The 16,804-nt window shown below is 63.6% G+C and carries 18 protein-coding genes; 12 read left to right on the forward strand and 6 right to left on the reverse strand.

What is annotated here, in order from left to right; genetic code table 11:
* The first annotated feature begins 19 nt into the window (after nucleotides 1–19).
* A complete protein-coding gene (locus HV765_RS04235; RefSeq protein ID WP_175168914.1) occupies nucleotides 20–1,054 on the forward strand; it encodes a porin in 1,035 nt (344 codons plus the stop codon).
* A 135-nt stretch (nucleotides 1,055–1,189) separates the two neighbouring features.
* Here the strand turns inward: HV765_RS04235 and HV765_RS04240 are convergent, their stop codons facing one another.
* Nucleotides 1,190–1,822, reverse strand: coding sequence for a fused MFS/spermidine synthase (locus HV765_RS04240; protein WP_245636284.1), 633 nt, complete (start codon nucleotides 1,820–1,822; stop codon nucleotides 1,190–1,192).
* Nucleotides 1,823–2,153: 331 nt separating this feature from the next.
* Nucleotides 2,154–2,306 (reverse strand): hypothetical protein, encoded by a 153-nt coding sequence (locus HV765_RS04245; RefSeq protein WP_175168915.1) that lies wholly within the window; start codon nucleotides 2,304–2,306, stop codon nucleotides 2,154–2,156.
* 414 nt (nucleotides 2,307–2,720) lie between these two features.
* Here HV765_RS04245 and HV765_RS04250 point away from each other — a divergent pair, with 414 nt between their 5' ends.
* Both HV765_RS04250 and HV765_RS04255 read left to right on the forward strand, forming a co-directional pair.
* The gene (locus HV765_RS04250) at nucleotides 2,721–3,299 is read left to right on the forward strand and encodes a TetR/AcrR family transcriptional regulator (protein WP_175168916.1); all 579 of its coding nucleotides are present in this window, start codon (nucleotides 2,721–2,723) and stop codon (nucleotides 3,297–3,299) included.
* A 25-nt stretch (nucleotides 3,300–3,324) separates the two neighbouring features.
* Nucleotides 3,325–3,804, forward strand: a complete 480-nt coding sequence (locus HV765_RS04255) for a nuclear transport factor 2 family protein (protein ID WP_175168917.1) — start codon at nucleotides 3,325–3,327, stop codon at nucleotides 3,802–3,804.
* 127 nt (nucleotides 3,805–3,931) lie between these two features.
* On the opposite strand, the gene HV765_RS04260 is transcribed toward HV765_RS04255, so the two are convergent.
* On the reverse strand, nucleotides 3,932–4,417 hold the full coding sequence (locus HV765_RS04260; RefSeq protein ID WP_054422449.1) for a MarR family winged helix-turn-helix transcriptional regulator: 486 nt from the start codon (nucleotides 4,415–4,417) through the stop codon (nucleotides 3,932–3,934).
* A gap of 109 nt (nucleotides 4,418–4,526) precedes the next feature.
* On the opposite strand from HV765_RS04260, the gene HV765_RS04265 reads away from it, so the two are divergent.
* The 3 genes from HV765_RS04265 (at nucleotide 4,527) to HV765_RS04275 (ending at nucleotide 7,984) form a co-directional block, all read left to right on the forward strand.
* Nucleotides 4,527–5,720, forward strand: coding sequence for an MFS transporter (locus HV765_RS04265; protein ID WP_175168918.1), 1,194 nt, complete (start codon nucleotides 4,527–4,529; stop codon nucleotides 5,718–5,720).
* A 260-nt stretch (nucleotides 5,721–5,980) separates the two neighbouring features.
* Nucleotides 5,981–6,451 carry a tripartite tricarboxylate transporter TctB family protein gene (locus HV765_RS04270; protein ID WP_054422175.1) on the forward strand — a complete coding sequence of 157 codons (471 nt, stop codon included), beginning with the start codon at nucleotides 5,981–5,983 and terminating at the stop codon, nucleotides 6,449–6,451.
* A 3-nt stretch (nucleotides 6,452–6,454) separates the two neighbouring features.
* Nucleotides 6,455–7,984, forward strand: coding sequence for a tripartite tricarboxylate transporter permease (locus HV765_RS04275; RefSeq protein WP_175168919.1), 1,530 nt, complete (start codon nucleotides 6,455–6,457; stop codon nucleotides 7,982–7,984).
* A gap of 99 nt (nucleotides 7,985–8,083) precedes the next feature.
* On the opposite strand, the gene HV765_RS04280 is transcribed toward HV765_RS04275, so the two are convergent.
* Complete coding sequence (locus HV765_RS04280; protein ID WP_175168920.1) at nucleotides 8,084–8,404, reverse strand: Rdx family protein; 321 nt, start codon at nucleotides 8,402–8,404, stop codon at nucleotides 8,084–8,086.
* A 167-nt stretch (nucleotides 8,405–8,571) separates the two neighbouring features.
* Between HV765_RS04280 and HV765_RS04285 the strand changes: the two genes are divergently transcribed.
* Together HV765_RS04285 and HV765_RS04290 are read left to right on the forward strand one after the other, a co-directional pair.
* Complete coding sequence (locus HV765_RS04285; protein ID WP_175168921.1) at nucleotides 8,572–9,768, forward strand: multidrug effflux MFS transporter; 1,197 nt, start codon at nucleotides 8,572–8,574, stop codon at nucleotides 9,766–9,768.
* A gap of 96 nt (nucleotides 9,769–9,864) precedes the next feature.
* Nucleotides 9,865–10,659 carry an enoyl-CoA hydratase gene (locus HV765_RS04290; RefSeq protein ID WP_175168922.1) on the forward strand — a complete coding sequence of 265 codons (795 nt, stop codon included), beginning with the start codon at nucleotides 9,865–9,867 and terminating at the stop codon, nucleotides 10,657–10,659.
* A gap of 27 nt (nucleotides 10,660–10,686) precedes the next feature.
* Here HV765_RS04290 and chrA read toward each other — a convergent pair whose 3' ends face one another.
* The gene (gene chrA / locus HV765_RS04295) at nucleotides 10,687–11,943 is read right to left on the reverse strand and encodes a chromate efflux transporter (RefSeq protein WP_175168923.1); all 1,257 of its coding nucleotides are present in this window, start codon (nucleotides 11,941–11,943) and stop codon (nucleotides 10,687–10,689) included.
* Nucleotides 11,944–12,139: 196 nt separating this feature from the next.
* Between chrA and HV765_RS04300 the strand changes: the two genes are divergently transcribed.
* Together HV765_RS04300 and HV765_RS04305 are read left to right on the forward strand one after the other, a co-directional pair.
* Complete coding sequence (locus tag HV765_RS04300; protein WP_175169505.1) at nucleotides 12,140–13,465, forward strand: ATP-binding protein; 1,326 nt, start codon at nucleotides 12,140–12,142, stop codon at nucleotides 13,463–13,465.
* Nucleotides 13,466–13,563: 98 nt separating this feature from the next.
* On the forward strand, nucleotides 13,564–14,043 hold the full coding sequence (locus HV765_RS04305) for a carboxymuconolactone decarboxylase family protein (protein WP_175168924.1): 480 nt from the start codon (nucleotides 13,564–13,566) through the stop codon (nucleotides 14,041–14,043).
* A 74-nt stretch (nucleotides 14,044–14,117) separates the two neighbouring features.
* Here the strand turns inward: HV765_RS04305 and pdxR are convergent, their stop codons facing one another.
* Nucleotides 14,118–15,542: a MocR-like pyridoxine biosynthesis transcription factor PdxR gene (gene pdxR / locus HV765_RS04310; protein ID WP_175168925.1), complete on the reverse strand. Its 1,425-nt coding sequence runs from the start codon at nucleotides 15,540–15,542 to the stop codon at nucleotides 14,118–14,120.
* 109 nt (nucleotides 15,543–15,651) lie between these two features.
* On the opposite strand from pdxR, the gene HV765_RS04315 reads away from it, so the two are divergent.
* Both HV765_RS04315 and HV765_RS04320 read left to right on the forward strand, forming a co-directional pair.
* Nucleotides 15,652–16,098: a GNAT family N-acetyltransferase gene (locus HV765_RS04315; RefSeq protein ID WP_054422168.1), complete on the forward strand. Its 447-nt coding sequence runs from the start codon at nucleotides 15,652–15,654 to the stop codon at nucleotides 16,096–16,098.
* A complete protein-coding gene (locus HV765_RS04320) occupies nucleotides 16,095–16,718 on the forward strand; it encodes an FMN-dependent NADH-azoreductase (protein ID WP_175168926.1) in 624 nt (207 codons plus the stop codon). The genes HV765_RS04315 and HV765_RS04320 overlap by 4 nt, the downstream gene beginning before the upstream one ends.
* Nucleotides 16,719–16,804 lie beyond the last annotated feature (86 nt).

The raw sequence follows: 16,804 nt of genomic DNA on the forward strand, positions 1-16,804 counted from the left end.
AACATCACATGGGGTTCTTATGACCGCAGCAAGGAAAAAGGCAGGTGCTCTGCTCACCGCTTTGGCCGCCGTGTCCGTCACCGGCATGGCGCAGGCGTCCACCACCAGTGTCACGCTGTACGGCATCGTTGATCTGGGTCTGGCGTTTGAGCGCAAACACGACAGCGCCAACCCCTCGTCGGAATCCCGCATCGACATGCGGGATGGCACACAATCCGGGTCGCGCTGGGGACTGCGCGGCGTTGAAGATCTGGGTGGCGGATACAGCGTGGTGTTCCGGCTGGAAAGCGGATTCCACGCCTCCAACGGCACGCAAGGTCAAGGCCGCTTATTCGGGCGTTGGGCGTATCTGGGTTTGGCCGGTCCCTTTGGTGAACTGCGCGCGGGCCGCCAGCAAGTGCTAAGCGATAGCTGGGGCGGCATTGCGTCGCCCTTCGGCACGTCGTGGGGCGGCGCGTCGTCGTCCGTCACATCGGGCTATAACGACGGCGACTTCGGACATTCAGGCCGCGTGAACAACGCCTTGATCTACCGTACGCCGGTGTGGAATGGGTGGCAGGCCGGGCTGGGGTACAGCTTTGAATCCCACGACAACACCCAGTTCGAAACCGCCGACCACGACCGCGTCTGGACCGCCGGCCTGCGCTATCGCAATGGGCCGTTTTCCACCGCGCTCACGTACGAGCGTCTGAACCCCAACGCCAGCATCCCCGACAAGAAGCGCGCGTCGAACTTGCAGTTGGCCGGCTCGTATGACTTTGAATGGATTCAGCTGCATGGGGGGTATGGCAACCTGCGTAACCCGAACGTCGGGCCGTCTGCCGGATACAAGCGCGTCAATTCGTTCGTGGGTGGCGCCAGCTTCCCGCTAAGCGCCAACAGCAAGGTGCTGGGCACGTACCAGCGCGCCACCAGCTCAAAGATCAAGGGCTGGGGGCTGGGCTATCAATATGATTTGTCCAAGCGGACCAACCTCTACGCCCTGCTTGACCGCGTCGATCATCGCGATTCGCACGTGCTCCAATCCGTGGTGGGCATGCGCCACCACTTCTAAGGCGCAAACTTATTGGCCGTAACACCTGACGCCCCGATGGCAACCTGCCTTCGGGGCGTCGTATCGAGGTGGATAAGCGCACGCAAATAAACGCACGCAACTACGCGCACCCAACGCCTGCGCCGGCGCGGTGCGTCACACCAGCATCGGCCAATACGTGGGCGCCAGGCGCAACCACATTTCGGTGCTCATTGCATCTGGCTTGCGTTTGGGCAACGCCCTGCGGCGTTTGAGCGTTTCGCCATGGCAAGCGAACACGATGCTGTGCGCGCACGACGTATCGCTGACTTCAATGACTGAACCTGCAAAGCTCTGCTTGATCCGGCCTAGATACGTGCCGTAGTGTGAATTAGACGCATGGAAATTGCACACCATCATGCCTTCGGGCGCCAAAGCATTGCGGCAGGCGTCATAGAACGTGTCGGTGGTCAGTTGCCGTGGCAGGCCGTTGATGTCGTAGCCGTCAACCAGAATGGCGTCGTACTCGCCTTGGTGCTGGCGAACCAGTTCGGCGCCATCGCCTTGCAATACGGCAAAGCGGTGATCATCCCGCGGCACCATGAACGAATCCCGCAATGCGATGACGTGCGGATTGATCTCGAACACATCGATACTGGCCGATGGCAGGTGCTGATAGCAGAACTTGGCAAGCGACCCGCCGCCCAAGCCAACCATCGCAATGCGCCGGGGCTCGGGGTTGAACAGCAGGAACGCCATCATGATCCGCGTGTATTCCAGATTGAGCGCCGACGGATCTTTCGTCCACATACGGCTCTGGATTTCGGCATGAGAAAACATCAATGACCGCGACGTGGTCGTGGCATAGATGAATGGCCTAACCTGCTGATGACTTGACGTGTTTTCAGGCATTCCAAAGACTCACTGACAGGAATTGGGATGCGTGCGGACGTTGCCCGCGCCTTAGCCTGCTCCATCACGCGCGCAGGCGAAGTCACGCCAGCGCAATGGGCGCCGGCGCAAAGACTCGGTACGGGAAGGGAAAGTGCGGCTGACAAGCTGAAACGACGCGCACAAGGCGCGCCGTTTGGGGCAATTTAATCAGCGTGGATCAGGCCGCGAACGCGGACAGCGTTGAGAACTACTTGGAGGACCGTGACGTGTCAGTGTCGTCGGAGGAGTCGGAATCTGAAGCGACGGCGTCGATTTCGGAATCCGTGTTCGCGTCGGGGGCCTTCCAGTTAAGGGGCGGAATCTCGAAGCGCCACTTCTTACCAATAAGTTGATGCGACATGAGCGTTCTCCTATGCGAGGCGCATGGCCTCCCCCGCTAAAGCGCAGCACCGCCGGGTTCGGACGCGCCTGGAATGCCCTGTGAAGCTGCGGGGGGAGCATTCTGAAATGGCAGCGCCGTAATGAAAACGCCACGTACGTTTATGTTGTTGTTCGTACGCGGCGATTGATCTGGTCTTCTGGGTTTCCAGTGGGGGGCCCGGGTTTCCGGTCAAAATCAGCCCTGGAAAATTATTTTGTATTTTTCACCAGCAATTGAAAGATCTTAGCATATTTTTGACTGAAAAAGCAAGCAAAAGGCGGGTTTCAGAACAAATGACGCGTCGCGCCGTACGCGTTTCAGCAAAATCGATTGACCAACGAGAACGATCATTCTACGATTCGCCATCAACAGAAGAACGATCATTCTCCCACCATGAATACCACCACACCTGACACTGCTTCCGACGTCCAAACGCGGCTGCTACGCGCAACCGAAACCCTGATCTACCAAGGCGGCATTCATGCCACGGGCATGGATGCCATCGTGAAAGCCTCGGGTGTGGCGCGCAAGAGCGTGTACAAGCACTACCCCACGAAAGACGCGCTGGTGGCGGCTGCGTTGCAAGCGCGCGATGAGCGCTGGATGCAGTGGTTCATCGCCGCCACGACCCAAGCGGAAACGCCGCAGGCCCGCTTGCTGTCCGTCTTTGACGCCCTGCAAGAATGGTTTGCGTCTGATGGCTTTCATGGCTGCGCCTTCCTCAACGCCGCGGGCGAAATTGGCGACGCCGAGCATCCCATCCGCAAGGTTTCTCGGCTGCACAAAGAACGCTTGCTGAGCCACGTGCTGTCTTTGGTGCAGGCCGCTGGCTTGCCCGAACCCGAAGAGACCGCCCGCCAATGGCTGGTGCTGATCGATGGCGCCATCGCCGTGGCGCTCGTCACGGGCGACTTGTCCATTACCCGTAGCGCGCAGCGCGCAGCCGAAGCGTTGCTACCGCGCGCCCGTTGAAGTTTTTCCCCTGGAGGCCTTAGCCATGACATCGCAAACTGAAGTCCGCCCGCCGTTGCCGCCCTTCACGCACCAGAGCGCGGTGCAGAAAGTTCGCTTGGCCGAAGACGGCTGGAACAGCCGCGACCCGGACAAGGTCGCGCTGGCCTATAGCCTGGACACGCATTGGCGCAACCGCGCCGAGTTCGTCAAGAACCGCGACCAAGCCCGCGACTTTCTGGCGCGCAAATGGGCCAAGGAATTGGATTACCGGTTGATCAAGGAGCTCTGGGCGTACACGGGCAACCGCATTGCCGTGCGCTATGCCTATGAATGGCATGACGATTCCGGCAATTGGTTCCGGTCTTACGGCAACGAAAACTGGGAATTCGGCGAAGACGGCCTGATGATCAATCGCTACGCCTGCATCAATGACCTGCCCATCAAGGAAGCCGACCGCAAGTTCCGCTGGCCGCTGGGCCGGCGCCCGGATGACCACCCGGGCTTGTCGGAACTGGGGCTGTAGCGAACCGGCTGGAAACGGGAGCTGAGCGCGCCGACTTCGATCAGCTCGCTCAGCTCCCCCTGTTTGCGCACTATTCTGCGCCCTGTTCTGCGCCCTGTTCACGTGCTGTCCACGCCCTATTTGCGCCCTATTCGTAAGCGCTGAGCAATTTCCCAAGCAAGCGGCTTAATTGCTCTTGCTCCGCTGCGCTCAAGGGCGATAGCACCTCTGCCTGGTTACGCAGATGCGCAACGACGGCTTCGTCGATCAGCTTCAAACCAGGCTTGGTCAGCATGACCAGCGTGGCGCGCCCGTCATCGGGGTTGGGCGTTCGTACGACCAGCCCGGCTTTCTCCAAGCGATCAATCCGATTGGTCATGCTGCCCGATGAAATCATCGCGTCTTCGTACAGCGCCGTCGGCGTCAGCGCATAAGGTTTGCCGCTGCGGCGCAGCGTGGCCAGCACATCGAACTCGCCCGGCTGCAACCCAAATTCCGCGAACAACGGGTTGATGCGGTCGCGGGTGATGACGAGCGCGCATTCGCCCAAGCGCCCCAGCACTCGCATTGTCGACACATCCAATTCGGGTCGTTCGCGGTTCCATTGTTCGACGGCTCGGCTTGCTCTATCCACGGTCATTCTCCATTTGTCTTGACGTCAAGATAAAATCCAAATATCTTGACGCCGAGATAGTTTACCGGAGCGCGCAGCATCAAGCGGCGCGGCCGGCTGTGGAGCAACCGTGTCTTTTTCTCGTCTGAACGCCTGGCGCATCGCCGCCATCATCCTCGTGGGGCTGAATCTTCGCCCTGTCCTGGCTTCCATTCCCCCTTTGCTGGACCAGCTGCAAGCCGCCACCAGCATGTCCGACACCGCGGCGGGTTTATTGACCGCATTGCCGGTGTTCGTCATGGGATTGGGCGCGTTAAGCGTGGCGCCGCTGCGCCGGCTGCTGGGCGAACAACATGGCGTAATCGCCGGGTTGGCGCTGATCACTGCGGCGACGGCGGGCCGCTTGTGGGCCGACCAGACCCTGCTGATGCTCGCCAGCGGCGTGGTGGCCGGGCTGGGCATTGCCGTCACGCAAGCGCTGCTGCCGATCTACATCAAGACCCGATTCCACGCGAGCAGCAGCGCCATCATGGGGATTTATTCCACCGCCATCATGGGCGGCGCGGCGGTCGCCAGCGTGGCCTCTCCCGTCATGGCGGCACACGCAGGCGGGCTGCAAGCGCTGGCCGTGTGGGCGATGCCTGCGGCGGTGGCGCTGGCGGCTTGGCTGCTGGTCAACCGCCGCGCGCAGCATCCCGCCGCCGCCCTGCACGCGGACGCTGGCCAATTCCAAACGTCGCGCGCTCGATGCTGGCTGCTTGCGGTGTTCTTCGGACTTGGCACTGGCGCCTATACGCTGGTGCTGGCCTGGCTGCCGCCCTACTACACCGCGCTGGGCTGGACACCCGTCGCGTCGGGGCAATTGTTGGGCGCGGTGACGGCGGCGGAAATCGTGGCGGGGCTGCTGGTGTCGCTGGGTATCAGCCGCTTGCCGGATCGCCGGCCGGCGCTATTCCTGGCGATCGCGGCACTGCTCGTTGGGCTGCTCGGCTGGATTTTGTCGCCCGCCACGCTGGCGTGGCCCGCCGCCGTCCTCGCAGGCCTGGGCATCGGCGCGCTGTTTCCGTTGTCGCTCATCGTGGCGATGGACCATGCTGCAACCCCGCTTGAAGCGGGCAGGCTGGCTTCGTTCGTGCAAGGCGTGGGGTATTTGATCGCCGCCCTTTTTCCGTTTGCCGCCGGCGTCATCCGGCAGCATCTGGCGGACCTCACGCTGGCGTGGATATTGATGACGCTGATCTGCCTGGTGCTGTTCGCCTTGGCTGCGTGCTTTCGTCCACAACCGGCCATCCGCAACCGGCCGTCCACAACCGGCCGTCCGTAACCGGCCATCCACAACCGGCCATCCGTAACCAGCACTCCCCTTCCGGCCAACCGCAACCCGCCCCTCACCAACACTCATGAAGCCCCCTAAAACCTAGGGATTTCCCGCGATTTAGCCAAAAAAAATAAGCACCGCCGCAATTCTCCGCTTGCCTGAAAGGTGAACGGAAGTTTGGATTTTTAGACTCCCGCATTCATTGCAATGTCAGCTTTTTTTCAGACGTCAGTCAGACAAAAGCACAACAAGGGAGGACTAGACCAATGCAATCGAAACGCAGCGCCGTCCGGCGCGAGGCGTGGGCAGCAGGCACGATGATCGTGCTGGGCCTGGGCGCCATCGCGCAGGCATCCACATACACCTTAGGCAGTTTGGCGCGCATGGGGCCGGGCATGTTCCCGGCCATCCTGGGCGTGCTGCTGGTCTTGTTGGGCCTGATCATCGCCAAGATGGCGGCCTCGCCCGTTGCGGCCGAAGAAGACGCCGAAGAGATCCCGCCGCCCGAATGGCGCGGCTGGGGTTGCATCATCGGCGGCCTGCTCGCCTTCATTCTGGTCGGCAAGTTTGGCGGCCTGGTGCCCGCCACGTTTGTCCTGGTGTTCATCTCGGCCATGGGCGACCGCCAGCACACCTGGCGCAGCGCGGCCGCGTTGGCCGTGGGCGTGACGATCCTGGGCGTGGCCGTGTTTTCGTGGGCGCTGCAATTGCAGTTTCCGCTCTTCCGCTGGGGCTGATCCATGGAAATTTTCAACAACCTGATGCATGGGTTCTCCGTCGCGTTCGCGCTGGACAACCTGATGTGGGCCGTGTTCGGCGTGTTCATGGGCAACCTGATCGGCGTGCTGCCGGGCATGGGTGTGCTGGCCGCCATTTCCATTCTGCTGCCGCTCACCTACACGATGACGCCGACGGCGGCGCTGGTGATGCTGTCCGGCATCTACTACGGCTCGCAGTATGGCGGCGGCATCACGTCGATCATGCTGAACCTGCCTGGCACCGCGTCGCATGCGGTGGCCTGCCTGGACGGCAATCCGCTGGCGCGCAACGGCAAGGCCGGTTCCGCGCTGTTCATGCTGATGTTCTCGTCGTTCTGCGGCGCATCGGTGGGCATCCTGGCGATGATCCTGTTCTCGCCCATGCTGGTGGACGTGGCCTTCAAGTTCGGCCCGGCCGAGTATTTCTCCATGATGATGCTGGGCCTGTTGGCGGGCGCCACCTTGGCGAAGGGTTCGGCGATCAAGGGCGTGGCGATGGTGGTGGTCGGCCTGCTGTTGGGGGTGGTCGGCACCGACGTCAACACCGGCACGATGCGCTTTCACTTCGGCATTCTGGAACTGTCCGACGGCTTGCAGATCGTAGCGCTGGCCATGGGGCTCTTCGGCGTGGCCGACTTCCTGAAGAACATCAACCGCATCGGCGGCGACACCAAGGTCACCACCGCCAAGATCAGCATGAAGTCGATGCGGCCCGAAGCCGGCGACATCAAGCAGTCTCGCGGTGCGCTGGTGCGCGGCACGGCCATCGGTTCGGCGTTCGGCATTCTGCCCGGCACCGGCCCGACGATCGCGTCGTTCATTTCGTACGCGGTGGAAAAGAAAGTGGCGCGTGAACCGCGTCGCTTCGGCCGCGGCGCCATCGAAGGCATCGCCGGTCCGGAAGCGGCGACCAGCGCGTCGACGCAGACGAGCTTCATCCCCACGATGAGCCTGGGCATTCCTGGCGATCCGGTGATGGCGCTGATGCTGGGCGCGCTGATCATCCATGGTATCCAGCCGGGTCCGCAGATGATGATCGAACACGCCGACATGTTCTGGGGGCTGATCGCCAGCTTCTGGGTTGGCAACGTGCTGCTCTTGCTGCTGAACCTGCCGCTGATCGGCATGTGGGTGCGCCTGCTGACGGTGCCGTTCCGCTATCTGTTCCCCGCCGCGCTGTTCTTTGTCTGCGTGGGGGTCTACAGCACGAACAACAACCTGTTCGATGTGGCGATGGTGACGGTGTTTGGCGCGGCCGGCTATGCGTTGATTCGCATGCGGTTTGAACCTGCGCCATTGCTGCTGGGCTTTGTGCTCGGGCCCATGGTGGAAGAAAACTTCCGCCGTGCGCTGCTGCTGTCGCGCGGTGAACTGTCGATCTTCGTGACGCGTCCGATCAGCCTGGGCTTCATCCTGGCTTGCGTGGCGTTGATTGCGTTGCTGGTGGTGTCTGCGGTGCGTCAGCGCAACAAGACGCGCGAAACGCTGCGCGAGTCGGGATCGGCGGCGTAATACCGCAAGGCGATCAACGTTCGCGTTGATCGCCTGTGCAAGCGCCTAAGCAACCGCCTGTGCAGCGCCCAAGCAAGCACTAACGCAACCGCGTAAGCACTACACGTCGGGCGCCGCCACGGGCCCGGCGGTGTGGCCGTCGATATGGCCCAGCGGCCGGCCCGGATCGAGCCGGTCGCGCACCCGCTGCTTGAGCACCTTGGCTTCAGGGAAGCCGCCGTCGCTCTTGCGGTCCCAGATCAGATCGCCGTTGTAGGTAATCTGAAACACGCCGCCCGTGCCGGGCTGCAACACCACTTCTCCCAAGTCGTTCGCAAACGTCGATAGCAGTTCTTGCGCCATCCAGCCGGCGCGCAGCAACCACTGGCACTGCGTGCAGTAGAGGATGACGATGCGGGGACGAAAGGCGGGTGTGTTCATGGGGAAATATTCTACTGCGCACATTGCCGCGCTCACTACGGCGCACACAATCACACACAACAGCGCACAACGACGCACCCCAGCGCCCGGCGACCGCGCCGCAATGGACGGCCAGCGCATTCATGGATAATGTCGGGTTTTCCCGGGCCTTGCGCCCCGAGCCTGCAATGAAGTCTGCTGCAACCTCCCGAAGCCAACGCTGGCTGATCGGTCTCTTGATGGGGCTGGTCACGCTGACGCCGATGGGCATCGACATCTACCTCCCCTCGCTACCCGCCATGGCCGACGGCTTTGGCCAGCCGGTCAGCGCGCTGCAAGCCAGCATCACGCTGTTCATCTTCGCGGTGGGCCTGGGCCAGATGCTGATTGGCCCCTTGGCGGACCGCTATGGCCGGCGCCCTGTTGCGCTGGGCGGTGCCGTGGCGTACCTGGCGGGGTCTGCGCTGGGTGCGGCGGCGTCATCGCTTGAGGTCTTCTACGTGGCGCGCGTCATCCAGGGGCTGGGCGCATGTTCGGCATCCTTGGTGGCGTTTGCCGCGGTGCGTGATCGCTTCAGCCCGGCGGTGGGTGCGCGCGTCTATAGCTATTTGAATGGCGCGCTGTGTTCCGTGCCGGCGCTGGCGCCCATGCTGGGCGGGGCGCTGGCGGTTCACGCCGGCTGGCGCAGCACGTTTGTATTCATGGTGCTGTTCGCGCTGGCCTTGGCCGTGCTGCTTGCCCGCCGCTTCGAAGAAACCCGCGCCGCGCCCACGCAACCGCGAGGCGCGCTGTACAGCCTGCGCCGCTATACGCCGATCGTCGCCAGCGGGCGCTTCCTGTATTTCGCGATGTTCGGCATGGCGGGCATGGCGATGATTCTGGTGTTCGTATCCGCCGCCCCGGTGGTGCTGGTGCAGCAGTTGGGCTATTCCGAGCTGGGCTTTTCCGCCTGGTTTGGCGGCAACGCCGCCATCAATATCGCGGCCTTCTTCCTGGCGCCCACCTTCATTGCGCGATTTGGCCGGCACACGATGGTGCGCGTCGGCATGGTGGCGCTGCTGCTCGCCTCGGCAATGCACGCCGCCGCGTGGATGTGGGCGCCGCTATCGGCACGGCTCTTCATGCTGCCCGTGGCCGTGCTGACCGTGGGCTTTTCATTGGCGCTGGGATCGGGCTTGAGCCTGGCGCTGGAGCCGTTCGCGGAACGCGCCGGCACGGCAGCCGCCGTGTACGGGCTTTTCCAGATGAGCGGTTCCGCCGTTATTGCGACGGTGCTGCTGGACAGCGCCATGCCGCCCCAAGCCGCCATGGCGTTGATCGGCCTGGTGATTGTGGCGCCGCTATTGTGCGTATCGGCGGGTATGGCGCGCAAGTTGGCGGGTTAGTCATCGGGCCAAGCCGATTGCGCAAGGTGGCGGGTTGAGTCATCGGGGCCAAGCCGCTTGCGCTAGTATCCAGAAAAAACCTTTCTGGAGACAACCATGGCCCTGGATTCCCCCACGCAAGAACCCCTGTTGCTGCGCACGTCCGAAGGGGGTGTCGTCACGCTGCGGCTGAACCGTCCGTCGCAATTCAATGCCTTGTCGGAAGGCATGTTGGCGGCGTTGCAAGACGAGATCGACGCCGTCTCCCGCGACGCTGACGTGCGTTGCGTGGTGCTGGAATCCGCGGGCAAGGCGTTTTGCGCCGGCCATGATTTGCGCGAAATGCGCAGCCAGCCCGCTTTGGACTACTACCGCGCGCTGTTTCGCCAGTGCGGCCGGGTGATGCAGGGGCTGCAAGCCCTGCCCGTTCCCGTCATCGCGAAGGTGCATGGCATCGCCACCGCGGCGGGCTGCCAGCTGGTGGCCAGCTGCGATCTGGCGGTGGCGGCCGACACCGCGAAATTTGCCGTATCCGGCATCAACGTAGGGCTGTTCTGCTCGACGCCGGCCGTGGCGCTCAGCCGCAATGTGTCGGCCAAGCGCGCGTTTGAAATGCTGGTGACCGCCCGCTTCATCGACGCGGCGCAGGCGCTGGATTGGGGCTTGATCAACGATGCCGTGCCTGAATCCGAACTGGATGCCCGCGTGCGCGCGTTGACGGACGACATCCTGGCCAAGAGTCCCACCGCCATCCGTTACGGCAAGCGCATGTTCTATCAACAGCGGCAAATGGCGCTGGCGGACGCGTATGACTACGCGGGGGATGTGATGGCGCGCAACATGATGGAAGCGGACGCCTGCGAAGGCATTGACGCCTTCCTGCAAAAGCGCGCGCCGCGCTGGCAAGCGTAAATCAGCACGCGCTCGGCGCTGGCAGGCTTACATCAGCCATTGCAGCGCCCACCCGCCCGCCGCCGCCAGCAACACCACCCACACGGCGGACCAGCGGGCATAGACCAGCAAGGCGAACAGCAACAGGGCCAGGCCGAAGTCGGCCGGGTTCACGATGGCGCTGGTCCATAGCGGGTCGTACAGCGCCGCCAGCAAAATGCCCACGACGCTGGCGTTTACCCCGGCAACCATGTTGCGCACGCCGGGACGCCGGCGCAGGCTTTCCCAAAACGGCAAGGCGCCCGCCAGCAGCAAGGCGCCGGGCAGAAAGATGACGGCCAGAAGCAACAGGCCCCCGCCCCATCCGGTTAGGGGTCCGGATGACATGGCCCCGAGAAAAGCGGCGAAAGCGAAGAGCGGCCCCGGCATGGCTTGCGCCGCGCCATAGCCCGCCAGGAAATCCGCATTCGAAACCATTCCACCGGAGACCGAGGCCGTCTCCAGCAGCGGCAACACCACATGGCCGCCACCGAACACCAGCGCGCCCGCGCGGTAGAACCCGGCGATCTGCGCGGCAAGCGGCGCGTCCGACATCGCCGCCCAGACCGGAAGCCCGACCAGCAACGCCACAAACAACCCCAGCGCGGTGTAGCCCGCTCGGCGCGACACCCCTTGGGCGCGATTGGCCAGAATGGGCCGAGGCGGCACTTGCAGCAATGCGCCACCCACGACGAGTCCCAAGGCAATAGCGCCTAGCTGGCCCCACGTGGTGGGCAGCGTGATCGTGATCAGTGCAGCGGCCACCGCCAGCCCGGCGCGCGGGCGGTCCGGGCACAAGCTGCGGCCCATGCCCCAGACGGCTTGGGCCACGATGGCCACCGCGGCCACCTTCAGCCCATGAATCACGGGCGACGCCGACAACCAGCCAAAGTGCGCCAGGCCCAGCGCAAAACCGATCAGCGCCAACGCCGAAGGCAAGGTGAACGCCAGCCATGCCGCCGCCATGCCCGCCCAACCGGCCCGCCGCAGACCGATCGCCATGCCGACCTGGCTGCTGGCTGGACCCGGCAGAAACTGGCACAGCGCCACCAGATCCGAAAACGCGTAGTCGTCCATCCAGTGGCGGCGGTCAACGAATTCGGTGCGGAAGTACGCCAGGTGCGCCACCGGCCCACCAAACGACGTCAGGCCCAGGCGAAGAAAGATCAGAAAGACTTCCAGGCAAGACCCCCGGCCAGGCTCCGCACGTTCGTGGGTGGCGGGTTTGCTGGCGACGTGTTCGTCATGAGATGGGGGGTGCGGCATGGGACTCAAGCTTCGTAGACAGTCGGGGCGCCGGATTTCAGATCCAGGTTCAAGCTTATAGCCGGGCCGCGCCCGGGTTTCAATCGGGCGCCAAGGGGATTCACTGCACGAATTTTCACAATTGCCCCACAAACATCGGCAGATTGCCCGGTGGCCCGCCGCTAGCATGCGCGATTGTTTCCCGGCCAGCCCGCGCATGCTCAAGTTCGCGATCCGCGTTTTTATTGTGGCCACCATCGCCTTCGTGGCGGCGTCCCAGTTGGTGAATATCAGCTTTGGCTACTTCCTGGAAGCCATCAGCGCCGATTTGTCCTACAGCACTGTGCGGGGACAGATGTACGCGCTGCACAAAGACCTTGACCCCGTCGCGCCCGCCGAACGCGCCGGCTTCATCCAGGACGCCCTCCAGCCGCACTACGGTCTGAAGCTGACCTTGCTGCATCCGGACGCCGTCACCATCACGCAGGCGGAACAGCAACAGCTGGACCGCACCGGCCTGATCATGCGTGACGACTACAACACCTATCTGACGCGCCTGCCCGGCGAACCCGTGCAGTGGCTGGACGTGCGCCTGCCCGGCGAGCCGGCCATGGAACGCTGGATCACCTGGTCTGCCTGGGCGGCGGTGAGCATGGTGCTGACCGTGATTCTGCTGCTGGCGTGGGCGATGCCCATCTGGCGCGACCTGGATGCGCTGCGCAACGCCACGTTGCGCATGGGCCAAGGTGACCTGGATGTGCGCGTGCGCCTGTCGCGCATTTCCGGTATCCGGCATGTGGGCGAGAGTTTCAATCTGATGGCCAAGCGCATCTCGGCGCTGATCGACAGCCAGCGCAGCCTGACCAACGCGGTGTCGCACGAGTTGCGCACGCCGCTTGCGCGATTGTCATTCGAGGTCGACATGCTGGGCCAGGACAACTACCCGCCCCGCCGCAGCCAGATTCTGCAAGATATGCGCGCCGACATTTCAGAACTGGAAGCCATGGTGGCCGAGCTGCTCGTCTACGCGCGGCTGGAACGGCCCACTGACGAAACCGTCACCCTGCAAACCGTTGACGTCTGTGACTGGCTGGGCGAGGCGCTGGCGCTGGTGGCCCATCAGGCCGACGCCCGCGGCATCCGTTGCGACGTGCGCGCGGGCCACCCTGCCCACGTGACGCTGCACCCGCGCTATATGAGCCGCGCATTGCTGAACCTGGTGCAAAACGCCGTGCGCTACGCCAGCGCGCGTGTGGAAATCGAACTGACCGAGACGCCAGACGGCGGCTACGAATTGTGGGTGGACGACGATGGCTGCGGCGTCCCCGAAGCCGACCGCGAACGCGTGTTCGAGCCCTTTGTGCGCCTGGACGAAAGCCGTGACCGGGGCACGGGCGGCGCGGGCCTGGGCCTGGCCATCGTCAAGCGGGTGGCGGCCAACCATGGCGGCACCATCGGCATCCTGAACAGCCCGTTGGGCGGTGCGCGCTTTGCGTTGCGCTGGCCGGCAGCTGGCGCCGTCATGGCCCAGCATGGCCTATAACAAAACACCCTTTATGGCACTTCTTCCCTGGTCCAATCTGCCGCATCCTACGGGCTCGTGATCCCCATTCGATAACAGCTCTTCAGAAAGGTAGGCCTATGAGCCAGCGGTTGAATTACTTCCAGGTGTCGGCGGAACTGTCCAAGAAATATATGGACTACAGCGCGGCAGTGAAAAAATCCCCTGTGGTGCAGGAGTTCGGCGATTTGGTCGATATCCGCGCGTCGCAGATCAACGGCTGCGGCTTTTGCCTGGACATGCATGTGAAGCAGGCGAAGATTCACGGTGAACGCGAACTGCGGCTGCACCACATTGCCATCTGGCGCGAATCGACGCTGTTTTCGCCCCGCGAGCGCGCCGCGCTGGCCTGGACCGAAGCGCTGACCACCTTGTCGCCGCAAGGGGTATCGAACGAGGTCTACGAACAGGTGCGCGAGCATCTGTCCGAAGCAGAAATCTCGGACCTGAGCTTTTTGGTCATCGGCATCAACGGCTGGAACCGCTTGAACGTGGCATTTCGCACCGTGCCAGGCTCAGCGGATGCCGCCTTCGGACTGGACAAGGCCGGGCTGAACTAGGCTCAGCTTCCGAAGCCGGCCCAGCGTGAAGACGTGGGCTCGGCTTTCCTAAGCCCCGTTCGCAACGCACCCGCCTACATCAACGCCCGGATTTGCAGGCCCAGCTCATGGGCCTGCTCTTGCGAGGCGATGTTGGTGAAGCTCAGCAGCAGCCCCGACGGCGGGTTGGGCAACGACGACCACCGCGACAAGGGGTGCGCGTACATGCCCTGCTCCAGCATCCTGGCGGCCAATGACCGGTCGCTAAGCTTGCCATCCATGCGCGCCACCAGATGCATGCCGCCGGGCTGCGGTTCGATGTGCATGCTGGCGCCCAATGCCGCGCTCAACCCCGCCGCCGTGGCGTCGCGCCGTTCGCTGTACAAGCGGCGCATGCGCTGAATGTGCCGGCCAAAATGGCCTTCGGTGATGAAGGCCGACAGAATCGCCTGCGTGAAACCTGGCGCGCCACCCGACAGCAGGCGGCTGATCCGGTCGAATCGTGGCACTTGCGCGTCAGGCACCACCAGATACGCCAGCCGCATGCCGGGAAACAGCACCTTGCTGAACGACCCGGCGTACAGCACCCGCCCCTGCGTATCCAGACTTTTTAACGCCGGCAACGGCCGGCTGACATACCGGTATTCACCGTCGTAATCGTCTTCCACAATCCACGCCTGCTGCCGTTCGGCCCACTCCAGCAACGCCTGCCGGCGGGGCAGTGACAAGGACATGGACAATGGGCTTTGGTGCGCCGGCGTGACAACCGCCGCCCGCGCCTGCCCGGCGCGCGCGATGCCTTCACTGACGATCAGCCCATCTGCGTCCACCGGCACCGCCACGGCCTGCAAGCGCGCCTGCGCCAGCAATGCGCGCGTGGGCGGATAGCCGGGGTCTTCCACCCATACGCGGTCGCCCGGTTCCAATAGCGCCTGCGTGATCAGTTGCATGGAATAGTTGTAGCCCGACGTGATGAACACCTGCGCGGGCTGGCAGTGAATGCCGCGCGCCACCTGCAAGTACGCCGCCACCGCCGTGCGCAAGCTGGCCAGGCCGTTGGCCGGCGGGTAGGACAAGTCCGGCGCTTGCAGGCTGCGCAGTTGCCGCGCACCCAAACGGGCCCACAGCTTGCGCGGAAACGCATCAAGCGCGGGCAAGCCCATTTGAAACGGCAGGATGCGGGCCGGCCGCTGCCAGCCGTGGTCATCGTCGGCGGCGTCGACCAGGGGCGCGGAAGCCGGTGCGGGCGGCTGGGGCTGCAAGTCGGGGGTGACGATCGTGCCTGCCTGCCCGCGCGTCTGGATATACCCCTCGGCGCCCAACAAGGAATAGGCGACTTCGATGGTGCCGCGCGCCACGCCCATTTCCTTGGCCAAGGCGCGCGCCGACGGAATGCGGTCACCCGGTTTCAAGGTGCCTTCGGCGATGGCGTTCCGAAAGCGCTCATAGATCTGCCGGTACAAGGGCTCGGCGCTATTAGGCGCCAACGGCGGCAGGTCATCGGCGTGATCGCTGATCATGGCATAGTCCAAAGTTCAATTTATGGCCCTTCAAATTATGGCATGGCCTTTTTACGATGAGGCCTGACGCATTCGAGCCCATTCGTACTGCCTTCTCCTGATGCCATTCATGACCGACACCGATCTCAAACACCTCGACACCGACGACGACATTCAGGCCTGCCTGCCCTTGATGCGCGAGCTGCGCCCGCATTTGGCGGATGCCAGCGAGTTTGCCGCTCGCATCGGCCGCATGCGTGCGGACCACTACCGTCTGTTGGCTGGCATCGACGCGGGGCGCGCCGTGGCGCTGGCCGGCTATCGCTTCCAGGAAAACCTGATCTACGGCCGCTTCCTGTACGTGGATGATCTGGTGGTGGACAGCACGCGCCGTGGCGGCCGTTGGGGCGCGCGCCTGCTGCACGCCCTGGACGGCATTGCCCGCGAGGCCGGCTGCGCCAAGCTGGTATTGGACACAGGCTTGTCCAACGCGCTAGCCCAACGTTTTTATTTCCGGCAAGGTCTGTTGACCAGCGCCATTCGTTTCAGCAAGAACCTGGATCTTCCCACCGCATGAGCATTCTTCACATCATTTGCAGCCCGCGTGGCCGCGACGCCGAAAGCCATCGTCTGTCGCAACGCATTATTCAACGCTTGATCGCCACGGCGGGCGACACGCCGCCTGCCGTAGTTGAAATCGACGCCACCACCCTGCCCCATGTTGATCAGGACTATGCCGCCGCCTTGAGCGCCCCGATGGACCCGGCCGAAGACGTATTGGCGCGCGGCGCGCTGCGGCAATCGGCTGAGTTGATTCAGGCGCTGCTCGACGCGACGCACATCGTCATCGCCACCCCCATGCACAACTTCACGGTGCCCGCATCGCTGAAGGTGTGGATCGACCACGTGGTGCGCGTGCGCAGCACGTTCCGCATCACCCCGGAAGGCAAGATCGGCAACCTGCCCGACCGGCCCGTGTATGTGGCGGTATCGTCGGGCGGCGAATTCTCGGGGGATACCGCGCGTCAGCCCGATTTCCTGACGCCGTACCTGAAGCACGTATTGGGCACGATCGGCTTGAAAACCGTGACGTTCTTTTCGGTGGAAGGCACGGCGCGCGGCGAGGCGGCGCTGCATGCCGCGCGCGCGGCTGCGGATGCCGAGATTGCCGCACACCCAATCCTCGGCGCTTGGTAATTCCAGAACCGTACGCATGGACCGGGCATTTCGGCCACGTCCAATATCATGGCCGGCGTTCATCATTCACCGTTCAGATTATTTAA

The sequence above is a fragment of the Achromobacter kerstersii genome, from assembly GCF_902859595.1.
In the GTDB taxonomy this organism is placed as follows: domain Bacteria; phylum Pseudomonadota; class Gammaproteobacteria; order Burkholderiales; family Burkholderiaceae_B; genus Achromobacter; species Achromobacter kerstersii.

Bases quoted from the DNA above. Each gene is read 5' to 3' on its own strand.
- HV765_RS04235 (WP_175168914.1), top strand. From the start codon at position 20: ATGACCGCAGCAAGGAAAAAGGCAGGTGCTCTGCTCACCGCTTTGGCC.
- HV765_RS04240 (WP_245636284.1), bottom strand. From the start codon at position 1,822: ATGTGGACGAAAGATCCGTCGGCGCTCAATCTGGAATACACGCGGATC.
- HV765_RS04245 (WP_175168915.1), bottom strand. From the start codon at position 2,306: ATGTCGCATCAACTTATTGGTAAGAAGTGGCGCTTCGAGATTCCGCCC.
- HV765_RS04250 (WP_175168916.1), top strand. From the start codon at position 2,721: ATGAATACCACCACACCTGACACTGCTTCCGACGTCCAAACGCGGCTG.
- HV765_RS04255 (WP_175168917.1), top strand. From the start codon at position 3,325: ATGACATCGCAAACTGAAGTCCGCCCGCCGTTGCCGCCCTTCACGCAC.
- HV765_RS04270 (WP_054422175.1), top strand. From the start codon at position 5,981: ATGCAATCGAAACGCAGCGCCGTCCGGCGCGAGGCGTGGGCAGCAGGC.
- HV765_RS04275 (WP_175168919.1), top strand. From the start codon at position 6,455: ATGGAAATTTTCAACAACCTGATGCATGGGTTCTCCGTCGCGTTCGCG.
- HV765_RS04280 (WP_175168920.1), bottom strand. From the start codon at position 8,404: ATGAACACACCCGCCTTTCGTCCCCGCATCGTCATCCTCTACTGCACG.
- HV765_RS04285 (WP_175168921.1), top strand. From the start codon at position 8,572: ATGAAGTCTGCTGCAACCTCCCGAAGCCAACGCTGGCTGATCGGTCTC.
- HV765_RS04290 (WP_175168922.1), top strand. From the start codon at position 9,865: ATGGCCCTGGATTCCCCCACGCAAGAACCCCTGTTGCTGCGCACGTCC.
- chrA (WP_175168923.1), bottom strand. From the start codon at position 11,943: ATGCCGCACCCCCCATCTCATGACGAACACGTCGCCAGCAAACCCGCC.
- HV765_RS04300 (WP_175169505.1), top strand. From the start codon at position 12,140: ATGCTCAAGTTCGCGATCCGCGTTTTTATTGTGGCCACCATCGCCTTC.
- HV765_RS04305 (WP_175168924.1), top strand. From the start codon at position 13,564: ATGAGCCAGCGGTTGAATTACTTCCAGGTGTCGGCGGAACTGTCCAAG.
- pdxR (WP_175168925.1), bottom strand. From the start codon at position 15,542: ATGATCAGCGATCACGCCGATGACCTGCCGCCGTTGGCGCCTAATAGC.
- HV765_RS04315 (WP_054422168.1), top strand. From the start codon at position 15,652: ATGACCGACACCGATCTCAAACACCTCGACACCGACGACGACATTCAG.
- HV765_RS04320 (WP_175168926.1), top strand. From the start codon at position 16,095: ATGAGCATTCTTCACATCATTTGCAGCCCGCGTGGCCGCGACGCCGAA.